Annotated in this window: 10 protein-coding genes and 4 pseudogenes; 4 read left to right on the forward strand and 10 right to left on the reverse strand. The window is 65.2% G+C overall.

Going from position 1 to position 12,820, the window contains the following annotated elements; genetic code table 11:
* Positions 1 to 19: 19 nt before the first annotated feature.
* Positions 20 to 1,054, forward strand: coding sequence for an LLM class flavin-dependent oxidoreductase (locus tag ELQ92_RS01320; protein WP_128497163.1), 1,035 nt, complete (start codon positions 20 to 22; stop codon positions 1,052 to 1,054).
* 61 nt (positions 1,055 to 1,115) lie between these two features.
* On the forward strand, positions 1,116 to 1,871 hold the full coding sequence (locus ELQ92_RS01325) for an SDR family NAD(P)-dependent oxidoreductase (RefSeq protein ID WP_128497164.1): 756 nt from the start codon (positions 1,116 to 1,118) through the stop codon (positions 1,869 to 1,871).
* 165 nt (positions 1,872 to 2,036) lie between these two features.
* Here the strand turns inward: ELQ92_RS01325 and ELQ92_RS01330 are convergent.
* From ELQ92_RS01330 to ELQ92_RS01360, 6 genes and pseudogenes are all read right to left on the reverse strand, one after another.
* Positions 2,037 to 2,156, reverse strand: a pseudogene (locus ELQ92_RS01330) (endonuclease NucS); the annotation flags it as partial.
* A 12-nt stretch (positions 2,157 to 2,168) separates the two neighbouring features.
* Positions 2,169 to 3,051 (reverse strand): IS5 family transposase gene (locus ELQ92_RS01335; RefSeq protein ID WP_424979504.1). Its coding sequence is split into 2 segments (ribosomal slippage): positions 2,169 to 2,670 and positions 2,669 to 3,051, totalling 885 coding nucleotides; the frame shifts between segments, so codons are not numbered across the junction.
* Positions 3,052 to 3,113: 62 nt separating this feature from the next.
* Positions 3,114 to 3,898: pseudogene (locus ELQ92_RS01340) on the reverse strand (SDR family NAD(P)-dependent oxidoreductase).
* A gap of 62 nt (positions 3,899 to 3,960) precedes the next feature.
* Entirely contained in the window at positions 3,961 to 5,283 is a 1,323-nt protein-coding gene (locus tag ELQ92_RS01345) for an NtaA/DmoA family FMN-dependent monooxygenase (protein WP_128497165.1), read from the reverse strand.
* 1,039 nt (positions 5,284 to 6,322) lie between these two features.
* Entirely contained in the window at positions 6,323 to 7,660 is a 1,338-nt protein-coding gene (locus ELQ92_RS01355) for an NtaA/DmoA family FMN-dependent monooxygenase (protein WP_128497167.1), read from the reverse strand.
* Between the two features lie 14 nt (positions 7,661 to 7,674).
* The gene (locus tag ELQ92_RS01360; protein WP_128497168.1) at positions 7,675 to 8,166 is read right to left on the reverse strand and encodes a flavin reductase; all 492 of its coding nucleotides are present in this window, start codon (positions 8,164 to 8,166) and stop codon (positions 7,675 to 7,677) included.
* 76 nt (positions 8,167 to 8,242) lie between these two features.
* Between ELQ92_RS01360 and ELQ92_RS16680 the strand changes: the two are divergent.
* Positions 8,243 to 8,428 (forward strand): annotated as a pseudogene (locus tag ELQ92_RS16680) (MerR family DNA-binding transcriptional regulator); the annotation flags it as partial.
* 18 nt (positions 8,429 to 8,446) lie between these two features.
* On the opposite strand, the gene ELQ92_RS16505 reads toward ELQ92_RS16680, so the two are convergent.
* The 3 genes and pseudogenes from ELQ92_RS16505 to ELQ92_RS01380 form a co-directional block, all read right to left on the reverse strand.
* Positions 8,447 to 9,460 carry a recombinase family protein gene (locus tag ELQ92_RS16505; RefSeq protein WP_128497170.1) on the reverse strand — a complete coding sequence of 338 codons (1,014 nt, stop codon included), beginning with the start codon at positions 9,458 to 9,460 and terminating at the stop codon, positions 8,447 to 8,449.
* 68 nt (positions 9,461 to 9,528) lie between these two features.
* Positions 9,529 to 9,687 (reverse strand): annotated as a pseudogene (locus tag ELQ92_RS01375) (endonuclease NucS); the annotation flags it as partial.
* Positions 9,688 to 9,738: 51 nt separating this feature from the next.
* The gene (locus ELQ92_RS01380; protein ID WP_128497171.1) at positions 9,739 to 10,977 is read right to left on the reverse strand and encodes an MFS transporter; all 1,239 of its coding nucleotides are present in this window, start codon (positions 10,975 to 10,977) and stop codon (positions 9,739 to 9,741) included.
* A 132-nt stretch (positions 10,978 to 11,109) separates the two neighbouring features.
* Between ELQ92_RS01380 and ELQ92_RS01385 the strand changes: the two genes are divergently transcribed.
* Positions 11,110 to 12,189, forward strand: a complete 1,080-nt coding sequence (locus tag ELQ92_RS01385) for a LacI family DNA-binding transcriptional regulator (RefSeq protein WP_128497172.1) — start codon at positions 11,110 to 11,112, stop codon at positions 12,187 to 12,189.
* Between the two features lie 30 nt (positions 12,190 to 12,219).
* On the opposite strand, the gene ELQ92_RS01390 is transcribed toward ELQ92_RS01385, so the two are convergent.
* Positions 12,220 to 12,783, reverse strand: a complete 564-nt coding sequence (locus ELQ92_RS01390) for an RBBP9/YdeN family alpha/beta hydrolase (RefSeq protein WP_128497173.1) — start codon at positions 12,781 to 12,783, stop codon at positions 12,220 to 12,222.
* Positions 12,784 to 12,820: the final 37 nt, after the last annotated feature.

The raw sequence follows: 12,820 nt of genomic DNA on the forward strand, positions 1-12,820 counted from the left end.
CGAGGCGAGTCCCCTCGGAATGGAGCTGGGGGTCTACAGCTTTGGCGACACCCAGCGAAACGCGGACGGCACCCTGCGCGCCACTGCCGAAGCCATCGCCAACCTTCATGAAGCCATCGTTCTCGCGGATGCTGTCGGGCTGGACTACTTCGGAGTCGGAGAACATCACACCGTAGACATGCCCGCGTCTTCGCCGGGTGCGATGGTTGCGGCGGCGGCCGGCGCCACGCAACAGATTCGCCTTGGCAGCTCGGTCACGGTCCTAAGCACAGACGACCCTGTGCGGGTCTTCCAACAGTTCGCCACGGCTGACGCGATCTCGGGGGGCCGGGTCGAGATCACCGCGGGACGCGGCTCATCCGTCGAGTCCTACCCCCTGTTCGGATATGAGCTCAGCGATCACGACCAGCTCTACGCCGAGAAGCTCGATCTGCTGATGACCCTCAACAGCGGGGAACGAACCAGTTGGTGCGGCTCGGTGCGCTCCGGCATCGATGACCTCGTCGTCGTTCCTCGGCCCGTGCAGGGGAGCCTGCCCATCTGGCTCGGGACCGGAGGCAGCGCCCCTTCCACAGTCAGGGCCGGTCGCCTGGGCCTACCAGTGTCCTACGGCATCATCGGGGGCATCCCGGCACGTTTCGGGCGCCTCGCCGACCTGTACCGGGCAACGGCCCAACGGTCCGGCCACCATGGTCCAAACATCAAGGTCTCGGCTGGCACCTTCGGTCTGATCGCACCGACGAAAAAAGACGCAGTGGACCGCTTCTATCCCGGGTGGCGAAACCTGCAGCTCCTGATGACGCAGCGCCGTCATTGGCCAGAGCCAGAGCGCGCTCGCTACGAAGAGCAAACTCACGCCCCGTTCGCGTACTACGTCGGTGACCCCGACGACGTCGCAGAACGGATCATCGATCTGTACCGGCACCTCGGCCACATGCGCCACTTCTTCCAGATGGACCTCGGCGGCCTCCCGCACGAGCACTTCCTGGAAGCGATCACCCTGCTGGGCACCGAAGTCAAGCCGCGCGTCCAACGCCTGATAGACCGCCTCTAATCCCGACAACAGCCTCGTCCGTGGCGAGCGTGCCACGGCCCCGACAAAGGAGTACATCGTCATGAACCGACTCGAAGGACGCGCCGCATTCATCACCGGCGCAGCTTCAGGGATTGGGCGAGCGCAGGCGCTACTTTTCGCCAGAGAGGGTGCCCGTGTCGTCGTTGCCGACCTCGATGCAGACGGCGCGGAGCGTGTCGCCGCACAGATCCGTACCGAGGGGGGCGACGCGGTCAGCACAGGCATCGACATCACGGACGAAGAGAGCGTGGCTACCGCAATCGCATTCGCGGTTGACGCGTATGGAACCATCGACACCCTGTCGAACACGGCCGGGATGTTCGACAAGATGGTGCCTCTTGCGGACGCTGACCGGTCGTTCTTCGAGCGGGTACTGACGGTCAATCTCACCGGGATGTTCAACGTCACCAAGGCTGTCCTTCCGCACATGCTCGCCGCAGGCAAGGGTGCCATCGTCAACATCGCGTCCGGCGCGGGACTGCGGGGAGGGGGTGGCGGAATCGGCTACACCTCTTCCAAGCACGCTGTCGTTGGGTTCACCAAGCAACTCGCCGCGGACTACGGCCGCAAGGGTGTCCGGGTCAACGCGATCGCTCCGGGACTGATCGACACGCCCATGGTCTCCCACTTCTCGAAGGCCCCCGAAACCGTCGCTGGCCTAAAAGCGCAGCCTGCCGGACGCCTTGGTCAGCCCGAAGACATCGCGAACGCCGCCCTGTTCCTCGCCAGCGACGAAGCCGACTTCATCCACGCCGTCACCCTGTCCGTCGACGGCGGCCAGGTCGACACCCTCTGACACAACGCGCAATCACCAGGAGGGGCGAACATGCGACCTTAGGTATTCGACGGAGAACGCAGAAGCCTCGAACGCCAACCCGATGGCGTCGGCGCCAATGATCTCGATGTCGCACCCGTCCCCAAAAGCGAAGGCCTGTGACGCCTGTCACAGGCCTTCGCGATCTGGGCTCATCCAGTTCAGTGGCGAATACTGTACGTCTCGATGGAAGACCACTGTCCCGTCGGCTTTGATCATGATGAAGCGGGTAGCGAGGGGGAGATGCGTGTTCAGTCGACCGGAGTAGGGCGTGTCTCCTCACCGCTTGAGCCAGAGGGTGATGGCTCTGAGGACTGCGCCGCCGCGGTAGGTGAGGGCGAGATTGTCGTATCTGGTGGCGAGTCCGCGCCATTGCTTGTCTTCGTTGAATCCGCGTTCGACGACGTTGCGGCCCTTGTAGTCCTCGGCGTCGTAGCTGACCGGTCGTCCGCCGCGTGAGCCGCGACGCTGACGGTGTCCCCGCTGGTCGGAGAGCTCCGGGATGGCGGCGACGATGTCACGCTCACGCAGGTGTTCCCGGATTGCGCGGGACGAGTACGCCTTGTCACCGCGAACACGTTCGGGACGGGTGCGGGGCCTGCCCAGTCCGCGTCGGGCGACACGCAGGTGGTCCATGAGCACCGGGAACATCGGCGCATCGCCGGCCTGTCCGGGGCCCACGAGCACGACCAACGGCAGCCCGCGACCATCGACAAGGTGATGGATCTTCGTGCTCAAACCGCCTCGTGACCGGCCAATGGCGTGATCAGACGGCTCCTCGCGCAGATTCTAGTAACTCGATAGAGCCCCCTGTGTCGCGCGGGAGGTTCGTCGCGTGCTGATGCGCACGGTTGATGGTCGAGTCCACGCTGACCGCCCATTCGATCTCACCCGCCGCGTCCGCGTCAGCGAGAATCTCCGCGTAGATCCGATCCCAGGTGCCGTCCCCGCTGAACCGGCGATGACGCTTCCATGCCGTCTGCCACGGCCCGAACTCGGCCGGCAGATCACGCCACGGCGAACCCGTCCGATACCGCCACACAATCCCCTCGAGCACCCGCCGATGCGACTGAAACGGGCGCCCGCCCTTACGAGAGGCGACCGGCATCAACGGCTCGATTCGAGCCCAAGCAGCATCCGAGAGAGTACGAGTACGAGACACGCTCCCCAGCCTGCATCCAACCCCTCGAAGAGGTTAGGAGACACGCCCTAGCCCCGAGGCGATCAGAGAAGAAGCTGGCCACCGTCGACGGTCACTCCGGTTCCGGTGATGTAGCGGCTCTGATCGCTTGCGAGGAACAGAACCGCCTGGGCAATGTCGTCGGGTACACCTTTGTAGCCGAGCGCCACGGTGGCAGCGGCCATGGTGTCGAGATCGATCACTGAGCTGGGATCACCGCCCTCAAGCGCACCCAGATCACCCCAGGCCGGGGTCTCGATGATGCCGGGGTGGATGGAATTCACTCGGATGCCTGTGCGGTTCTGGGCGCATTCGAGAGCTGCCACTTTGGTCAGCTGCGCGAGAGCCGCTTTGCTGGCGGAGTAGGCGGACATGTTCGCGAAGGGCTTCGTGGATGCCGCAGAGGAGAGATTGATGATCGAGCCGCCACCGCTCTCGGTCATCAAGGGGATGGCATGCTTCATGCCGAGGAACATGCCGTCCACGTTCACGGCAAAGATTGAGCGGAAGGTGCTGAGCGACATCTCGGTGAGCGGGGCTGGCCTACCGAGGCCGGCGTTGTTCAGTAAGACGTGTAGGGCTCCGTGCGTTGACCGCACGCTCTGAATCACATCGACCCAGGCCTGCTCGTCGGTGACGTCGATGCGGCGAACGACGCCTTTCCGCCCGCCGCGACGATTGCCTGGGTCGTGGCGCGCCCTGCTTCCCGATTGAAGTCCGTGAGGATGACGCTGGCGCCGTGGACGGCTAGCGTGGCGGCGCTGGCTGCTCCGATGCCCTGGGCGGCGCCCGTGACGAGGGCGACTTTGCCTTCGAGAGTTGCGTTCATGAGGAATCCGCTCTGTTTTAAGTGGCGCTCATACGCCGCTGTCCCGGGTTTTTGGGGGTGAATTACTGCGTGACGCGAGGGTCTACACCGTACTGGGCTGGTGCGCCTAGGTGCTCGCGCAAGGTGGTGCCTTCGTAGTCGTGGTGGAAGAGTCCGCGGTCTTGCAGGATCGGCACGACACCGTCGACGAAATCGTCCACTCCGCCTTCTTCGAGGTCAGGCAGGATCCAGAACCCATCGGCTGCGTCGGCTTCGAACCATTCCTGCATGTGGTTGGCTGCCTCGACCGCTGGCCCGGTGATGACGGGGTGGTAGTCGATGACTCCGTGCGCGAGGATGTCTCGGACGGTCCAACCTTGATGGGCGACCTCGAGTGCGTGCACTGAACGCGGGTCTGCGGGTGATGGGCGCGCCGCTGCCAGTTGCTCGGGCGCGAGGGGGCGGTCAAGGTTTTTTGCATCGAGGTGCAGGCCGAGCATGTGTCCGAGGTACGAGGCGCGCTGGCCGAATACCCGTCCACTCAGGGAGATTCGCCGGTCGAGGCTCTCCCTCTTGGTAGGGGCGAGGGAGGTCATGAGACCGACGATGAATTTGATCTCGTCGGGGTTGCGTCCAGCACGCTCAGCCCCTTCACGGAACGCCTCCCGCTGCGCTCGCGCGTCGTCGATCGAGAATGCTGATCCGATCACGGCGTTAGCCCAGCGGCCCGCGAACTGGTGGGCGTTCGGGCTACCCCCCGCGTGGAAGATGACGGGCTGACCCTGCTCTGACGGCGGGATGTAGAGCGGCCCACGGGAGGCCACGTACTGCCCACCCAAATTGATCGGAGCGACCTGGTCGGCGTGGGCGTAACGGCCCGATTCCTGGTCGTGGGTCCAAGCGGACTGTTCCCAACTACCCCAGAGCGCTTGCACGAGGTGCACCACCTCGTGCGCTCGGCCGTAGCGTTCGTGGCTGGGAGGTAGTTGCCGACCGTAGTTCGCAGCGACGTCCTCAGCGCTTGAGGTGACGGCGTTCCAGCCAGTTCGTCCGTGACTCAATACGTCGAGGGCTTTGAAATGGCGTGCAACATTGAACGGCTCGTTGAAGGTGGTCGACCCGGTAGCAACCATACCGATCCGGCTCGTCTCGCGCGCGACTGCCGCCAAGGTGACCATGACATCGAGATTGAAGCCAGGAGGTTCGTTGTCGAGGTCACCGACATGGCTGGGACCGTCGGGGAAGAACAAGAACTGCAGTTTCCCGCGCTCGGCTGCTTGAGCCTGACGAACTTTCGCGTCGAAACTGGTGTAGTTCGTGGGATCCATGCCCGGTGCGCGCCATGACCCCGGTATCGTGCCGTAGCCATTACCCAGGTGCATGCCGATCAGCATTTGTTTCGTCATCGTGTTTCTCTCTCTGTGCAGGCCGGCTTCGGCGTCTTGTCAGTTGCTTCTGGGCGCTCCGCGGGGCTTGAGCCACCGCGATCGTCAGGAACGTATGGTGTTCACTCGACGGTTGTAATACGTGAGGGGGGGGCTACTTGGTCGTCTCGATAGTGTTCAAGAACCTGGAAGAGGACCAGCTCGTGGTCTCCAGCGGGGATGTATTGATGTGGTCGGACCACGAATGTGGCTGCTATCCGCTTCGAGGCGCACACCGTCGAGCCGATTGACAGACTCACCACCGAGAAGATTGAGGCAGACTTCTTCGACGCTCACCCCTGCACGAACCCTTCCCTCATCCCGCTTGCGCGCACCGCGTTTGGTGATGTGTGGTCCCTGCCGCTTCACCACACGATCATCCTCGGCATGACTGGTTCCGGTAAGGGGTCGCCGCTCGCAGGTATCGTCCGCCAGCTTGCACCGTTCGTCGTGGAGGGTCGTGCGAAGCTCTATGGCTCTGACCCGAAGGCATCCAAACTGAAGCCCTACGGGTACTCAACCCTTTTCGAGGATCTTGCCTACGACGACCCCGAGATGGCCGCGATGATCGAGACCGTTCACGACATCATGAAGGACCGCACGAAGAACAAGCGCCTCGACCTCGACAACGCCGACCTTGGCCGTTCGCTTGAGTACACCACCGAGACCCCACTCATCGTGCTCATCATCGATGAGTTCCTAAGTCTCTTGATTCAGCTTCAGGAAATGGGCAAGGAGGGCAAGCGGACACTCACCCTTCTCACGGCGATCCTCGCTCAGGGCCGTTCTCTCGGTGTGCTTGTGGTAGCCGCTACTCAGGAAGCCGACAAGGAGCTATTGGGTCGCATGCGTGGCAACTTTGCTAATGCCATCGCCCTTAAGCAACCCTCCGAATACTTCAATGATCTGTTCCTCGGTCAGGGTGCCGCCGCCGCTGGCTTCGACTCCACCAAGATCGCCCCAGCCAACAAGGCGAACAACTCCGCTGACGCGCCCTCGCATCGTACGACGCCAACCCTGATTAGGAGGTACCGCCCGCGACGCGGGGGTCGAGGCCGTACTGTGCGGGCACGCCGAGATTCTCTCGCAGGGTGGAGCCCACGTATTCCTCGGGGAAGATACCGCGTCTGCGCAGTTCGGGAACGACCTCATCGACGAACGCGTCGACACCGTCCTCATAGATGTCCGGGGAAAGCCAGAACCCGTCGGCGGCTCCCGCTTCGAGCCACTCCTGCAGGTGGTCCGCGTGCACCTCTGCTGGGCCGACCGTGGTCGGGTGGAAGTCGATGACACCGTGGGCGAGGATGTCTCGTGGGGACCACCCTTCGCGCGCAACTTTCAGGACGATCCCGGACCGCGGGTCCATCGGGGAAGCGTGCGCGGCACGCAGCTGGGCTTCTGTGAGGGGCTGGTCGTAACGGCTCGGGTCGAGCTGCAGTCCCAGCAGCGCGCCAACATGGGGCAGTCGGGCTTCGATGACGTCGCCTGACAGTGCGAGGCGGCGGTCAAGGCCCGCCCGCACAGTCGGAGCGACTGTGGTCATGAGTCCGGGGATGTACTTGATCTCGTCGGGGTTGCGCCCTGCTCGTTCGGCGGCATCTCGCACCATCTGACGCTGCGCTCTGGCTTCCTCGATTGTCCACACTTCGGCAATGAATCCGCTGGCGTAGCGGCCGGCGAGTTCGAGAAGGTGCGGGCTGGGCCCCCCGGAGGTGAATATGATTGGTTGGCCTTGCTCTGACGGGGGGATGGGCAGAGGTCCGCGTGAGGCGACGTGTTCGCCTTGCAGATTGACGGGACGAAGCTTGGATGCGTCGAGGAAGCGGCCGGACGCCTGGTCTTTGATCCACGCGTCCTTCTCCCAGCTGCCCCACAATGCCTGCACGATCTGGATCGCCTCGTTAGCACGCTGGTACCGCTCGGCACGGTCGGCGACAGGTCGGCCGTAGTTGGCAGAGACCATCGAGTCGCTGGTGGTGACCGCGTTCCACCCGGCGCGGCCGTGACTCATCGCATCGAGGGCTTTGAACTGGCGTGCGGTGTTGAACGGTTCCTGGAAGGTCGTGGATCCCGTCGCGATGAATCCGATGTTGCTGGTCGCTTGCGAGATCGCGGCTAGCGCCATCATCGGTTCCATGATGTTCTGGATGCCCGAGAACTCGACGTCCCCACGGACGGTGGGAAAGTCAGGGGTGAACAGGAACGCGAATCCACCCCGCTCGGCGGCCTGGGCATAGCGGATGTTCGATTCGATGTTTGCGTAGTTTCCCGGGTCGACTTCCGGTGCCCGCCAGGCGCCAGAGATGTTGCCGTAGCCGGAGTTCAGAGTCATTCCGAGGATCATTTTTTTATCTGCCATGTGGGCTTTTCCTTTCAATGGGACAGCAGGTGTGTCGTGCTGTTGAAGAAGACGAGGGGCTGCTGCGTTTCGTCTCTGTGTAGGTGGGTCACCTCGAGAAGCACGAGATCGTGGTCTCCAGCCTCGACAACGGTGCGAGGGGCAACGGCGATCGTCGCGAGAGCGTCGCGGATGTATACCGCACCGTCATCGATGTTCAATCCAACGCCTTGGAAACGCGCACCGGCAGGGCGCCGAAGAACATCGAGGAGGGCAGCCTGCTCTTCAGCGAGAACGCTGATACCCCAGCGCGGCGCGGTGCGAAGCGCGGGCCACGTCGTCGACGTGCGCGCGAACGCGAGAGACACAAGCGGGGGATCCAGGGACACCGAGGCGAGTGAGTTCGCCGGCATCCCAACGACCCGGCCGTCCAGTTCGGCGGCGACGACAGAGAGGCCCGTCGCGAATCCTGCGAGGGTTCGCCTCATCGCCGCCGATGTCACAGATTGCGGAACCGTTTGTGTCATGCATTCATCCTGCAACCTTCACATAAGTGGTAATGTCAAACCCAGGTCGAAAAGGTCAACCTGCAGACGGAGCAACATGCGAATCGGAGAACTCTCCAAAAAAACGGGCGTAGCATCGCGTATGCTCCGCTACTACGAAGAGCAAGGGCTGATCAGCCCGACACGGCTCGACAACGGCTACCGCGACTACCAGGACTACCTCATCGACCGTGTCGGCAAGATACGGGGCCTCGTGGACTCCGGTATCCCGTCCCGCATCATCGTCGACATCCTCCCCTGCCTAGATCAGGAGCAAGACATCGTCGTCCGCAACGTGGAGCCCGGCCTTCGTGACCTGCTGGCACAGGAGCGCGACCGGATGTCGCAGAAAATCGACTTCCTCACCCAGAACCGCGACGCCATCACTAAATACATCGCGGCCCTCGACGAGGCTGCCACGGAGGCCCCGCTCGCGAGCGCCAGCTAGCTCCAGCTCTCGGCAGGGGTGTCGAGGATGCCGGAGTCCACCCTCATGAGCATGGCTGCGCACGGGGGGCTTACAGCGTTCCCAGACCGTGGGGAACTGCTCGATGATCGCGGTGGGTTCCGTGGCGTCTGATAGTGCGCGGGAGAGTACCCAACGACTTCGCAGGATCGCGCGAAGACGGTCGGCGCGCTCGTTCGTTTCTGCAGCAGTCGTCTTGTCCATTGCGGCCACGCGGCGAAGAACCTCATCGGAGTCCGCGTTCTCCGAGTGGACCTTTAGGAAGAGCTGCCAGTCAATAGCAGGGATTCCCAAGATCGGATGCGCGAGCGCCTCTTCCACGAACACATCCATGAGGAGCTTGCAGCGAGGGAGTCGCCCGTAGTTGTTGCCACCGCCATGGACGGGCTTCATGCTCACCAGATCCGCCTTGTGGGGATATGCAGCAGCATTTGCAGGCGCGATCACACCGCGGCGCTCGATCGGGTCTTTGGAGTCGCGCACGTACTGCCACCAGTAGTCCCGCCACTCCGCGGCGTATTCGAGTTCGAGCATGCGGCGCATGAGGCGCGAGATTGAGTAGGCAATGATGTGGCTGTATCGACCAGCGCGCGCGCCTTCGAGCAATGCGGCGTAGGCCGTACGAATCTTCAGCTTGCTTGTCTTGTCCGACGCGCCGATGTCGTTGTCGACCTTGACGTCGATTACCTCGAGGCCGTGGCGTTCAGCGACTTCGCGGCACGGCCGTTCCTGACGCTCGACACCCTCGCCGTCGCCAGTTGCGTCGCGTGAGATGCGGCAATAGATCGCTGCACGGTCGTCGTCTTGCATGTTCGCGACGCTGCCCACGACCTATCCCCTCGATCCTGCGATGTGGGCCGATCGCAAATACACGCTTAGGGCGGGCTCATCCAGTTGAGCGGCTTGAAACTGCCGCCGTCCGAATGGACGAGGAGGCTGCCGTCGCCCTTCACGACGAGGAGCCGCTTCGCGAGGGGGAGATGAGCGGTCAGTCGTCCGGCATAGTCGACCGAGCAGGTCGCGATCACGAGGCGCACCCAGCGAGTTTCGCTCGGCGGAGTGCGACGGTCAGCCCGCGCCGGCCCGCGTCAGCCCGCCGACTGCGCGGCTGCCGACCGCTCGCGGGCGGCTCCCGAGGACAGCCCGGCCACGATCATGAGCACGAAGACGATGAGGAGCGCGTTCAGGATGCCGACGTGGTCGGCGACGATCCCGATGAGCGGCGGGCCGACGAGGAACGCGCAGTACCCGATCATGGCGACGGCGCTCACGCGCGCCGCGGCATGCCGGGGATCGTCGGCCGCCGCCGACATGCCGACGGGGAAGCCGAGCGAGCACCCGAGCCCCCACAGCACCGCCCCGACGATCGCGAGCGGGAAGGCGGGCGAGAAGATGAAGAGGGCGAGGCCGATGATGCCCGTGACCGCCGAGATGCGGAGGACCGAGACGCGGTCGAACCGGTCGATGAGCGGCCCTCCCGCGACCCGACCCACCGTCATCGCGCCGACGAAGACGCCGAAGACGATCGCGCCCGTCGTGTTGCTCCGACCGTGTCCGTCGACGACCGCGATCGGGAGCCAGTCGTTCGCGCTGCCCTCGGCGAACGCCATGCCGAGCATGATGAGGCCGATGAAGATGAGGCGCGGATCCGACCACACGAGGAGCTTCTCGCGGACGCGCTCGCCGAAGGGCGCGCGATCCTCGGGCAGCACCGCCTCGATGTCCTGCCGGATCGGCACGAAGCGCACGGCCACGAGCACACCCACCGCGAGGACCACGGACATACCGATCGCGTGCCACGTCACGTCGATGCGTACGGCGGAGGCCGCAGCTCCGATGCCGGCTCCCGCGACCGTTCCGGCACTGAACAGCGCGTGCATGAGCGGCATCACGGTCTTGCCGAGCTCCTTCTCCACCGCGGCGCCCTCGACGTTCATCATGACGTCGACACTGCCGTTCCCGTAGCCGAAGATCGCGAGCCCGATGAAGACGACGACGGGTGACACGAGTACCCCGGCGCCGATGCCGACGACCGCGAGCCCGACCGCGACGAGGAGCATCGAGAGCGCCATGCCGCGTCGGGGTCCGAGTGCGTTGAGGATCCACGCCGACAGCAGCAGCCCCAGGATCGAGCCGGCCGACATGCCGAAGATGAGCACGCCGACGTTGCCGGTCGTGAGGCCGAGCCCGTCGCGGATCGCGGGGAGGCGCGAGACCCACGTGGCGATGCTGAGGCCCGAGAGGGCGAACATCACGAAGATCGCGTTCCGCCAGGCGACGAGTTCCGATCGCGTGACGGGGCTGGTGCGCTGCGGTGAGGAGGACATCGGTGTTTCCCGTGAAAGAGCGGATCGAATCGATTCGACTGGCGAATCCGCCTAAGCTATCCCGCGCGGGCCGAACGCGTCAAGGCGCGAGCCGGCCGGCCGGGACGACCGCACGAGGACGGCAGGGAGACGATGGGCCGACGGAGCGACAACGCCGACGCCGAGGCGCGCGCGACACTCTCGGACGTCGCCGCGCGTGCCGGCGTCTCCCCGTCGACGGCGTCCATCGCCTTCAGCGGCCAGGGTCCCGTGTCCGACTCGACGAAGGCCCGCGTCCGCGCGGCCGCCGAAGAGCTCGACTACACCGGCCCGGATCCGCTCGCGCGCTCGTTGCGCACAGGCCGCAGCGGTATCGTGGGCGCACTCATTCCCCAGCGGATCGGCACGTCCTTCCGGGATCCCGTCATCATCCAGACCCTCGACGGACTCGCCGAGGAGCTCGGCCAGGGCGGGTCGGGACTTCTGCTGCTGTCCGAGCGGACCCGCGACACCGACCGAGTCTCGATCGAGGCGGCGCCCGTTGACGCCCTCGTCCTCCTCGGCTGCGGCGTCTCCTCGACGACGGCGATCTCCGTGCTCCGCCGCCGGGGCGTCCCCGTCATCACGATCGAGGGCGACCCGGAAGCGGGTGTCGCGAACATCGACGTGGACAACCGCGGGGGAACACGGCTGCTCGCCGGCAAGCTCCGGGACCTCGGTCACCGCGACGTCGCACTCGTGACGCTGCCGCTCGCGATCGCCGACGATCTCGCCCCGCTCACCGCGGCTGCCCTCGATGCCGCGACGGTGCGTCCCGCCGTCACCCGGACCCACGGCGCACGCGACGTCTTCCCCGACGCGCAGGGGATCGTCGCGAGTGGCAGCACCATCGCGGACGGCCGCGCGGCGGGTCGCGTGCTGCTCGACGTACCGCCGTCCGATCGCCCCACGGCGATCATCGCCCAGAGCGACTTGCTCGCCGCGGGCGTGGTGTTCGCGGCTCAGGATCTCGGGTTGTCCGTGCCGCGCGACCTCAGCGTCGTCGGTTTCGACGGCATCCGCATCGACGAGTTGCCGATGCCGCTCACGACCGTCGCCCAGCCCGCTCAGGAGAAGGGGACGGCAGCCGGCCGCGCGGTCGTGGACCTCCTCGACGGCGGACGGCCGGAGAGTCGCTGCTTCCCGGTCGTGTTCGAGCCGGGCGCGACGATCGCGCTGCCGGCCGCCCGGTGAGTGGACGACCGTCGAGGACGTCCTCGACGGTCACCTCGCGGCGGTCTCGTCGAGCAGGCGATCGAGGATCGGCAGCACAGCGGGGAGGGACCGGTGGCCCTGCCGATCGACGAAGTGGCCGCCGCCCGGGACGATCGTGACGGGAGCGTCGAGGAGCATCGCCAGGCGGTCGGTGATGTCGGGAGCGACGGTCTCGTCGTCGTCGGAGCGGAGGACGTGACGGGCCGTGGTGTTGCGCCGGACCCGGTCGAGGTCGAGGGGCTCCTCGGTGAAGCGGTCGAGCTTCGGCAGGTTCGGCAGCCGGTCGACGAAGCCCGAGACGAGCACGAGGCCGCCGAGCCGCCACGGCTGCTCGAGGCGGTTGAGGACGTGGAGGAGAGTGACGCAGCCGAGCGAGTGGCCGAGGAGGATCGTTTCCTCGTCGACCGCGCCGATCCCCGCGGCCGCCGTGTGCACCCAGGATCCGAGGTCGGGGTCGTCGGGCTCGGGGAACTCGAGGACGGTGATGGTACCCGCGCCGTAATGCTCGACGAGCCAGGGGAACCAGTGCCGAGTGGGATCGGCGAGGTAGCCGTGGGCGACGACGATGCGCATCGCCTCAGCCTACAAGCGCGGCATCGGGCGGTCGCTT

Origin of the sequence: Labedella populi, assembly GCF_004078655.1 — a bacterium.
In the GTDB taxonomy this organism is placed as follows: domain Bacteria; phylum Actinomycetota; class Actinomycetes; order Actinomycetales; family Microbacteriaceae; genus Labedella; species Labedella populi.

Excerpts from the sequence above, each read along its gene's own strand:
- ELQ92_RS16505 (WP_128497170.1), bottom strand. The coding sequence starts at position 9,460 with ATGCAAGACGACGACCGTGCAGCGATCTATTGCCGCATCTCACGCGAC.
- ELQ92_RS01325 (WP_128497164.1), top strand. The coding sequence starts at position 1,116 with ATGAACCGACTCGAAGGACGCGCCGCATTCATCACCGGCGCAGCTTCA.
- ELQ92_RS01320 (WP_128497163.1), top strand. The coding sequence starts at position 20 with ATGGAGCTGGGGGTCTACAGCTTTGGCGACACCCAGCGAAACGCGGAC.
- ELQ92_RS01380 (WP_128497171.1), bottom strand. The coding sequence starts at position 10,977 with ATGTCCTCCTCACCGCAGCGCACCAGCCCCGTCACGCGATCGGAACTC.
- ELQ92_RS01355 (WP_128497167.1), bottom strand. The coding sequence starts at position 7,660 with ATGGCAGATAAAAAAATGATCCTCGGAATGACTCTGAACTCCGGCTAC.
- ELQ92_RS01345 (WP_128497165.1), bottom strand. The coding sequence starts at position 5,283 with ATGACGAAACAAATGCTGATCGGCATGCACCTGGGTAATGGCTACGGC.
- ELQ92_RS01360 (WP_128497168.1), bottom strand. The coding sequence starts at position 8,166 with ATGACACAAACGGTTCCGCAATCTGTGACATCGGCGGCGATGAGGCGA.
- ELQ92_RS01385 (WP_128497172.1), top strand. The coding sequence starts at position 11,110 with ATGGGCCGACGGAGCGACAACGCCGACGCCGAGGCGCGCGCGACACTC.
- ELQ92_RS01390 (WP_128497173.1), bottom strand. The coding sequence starts at position 12,783 with ATGCGCATCGTCGTCGCCCACGGCTACCTCGCCGATCCCACTCGGCAC.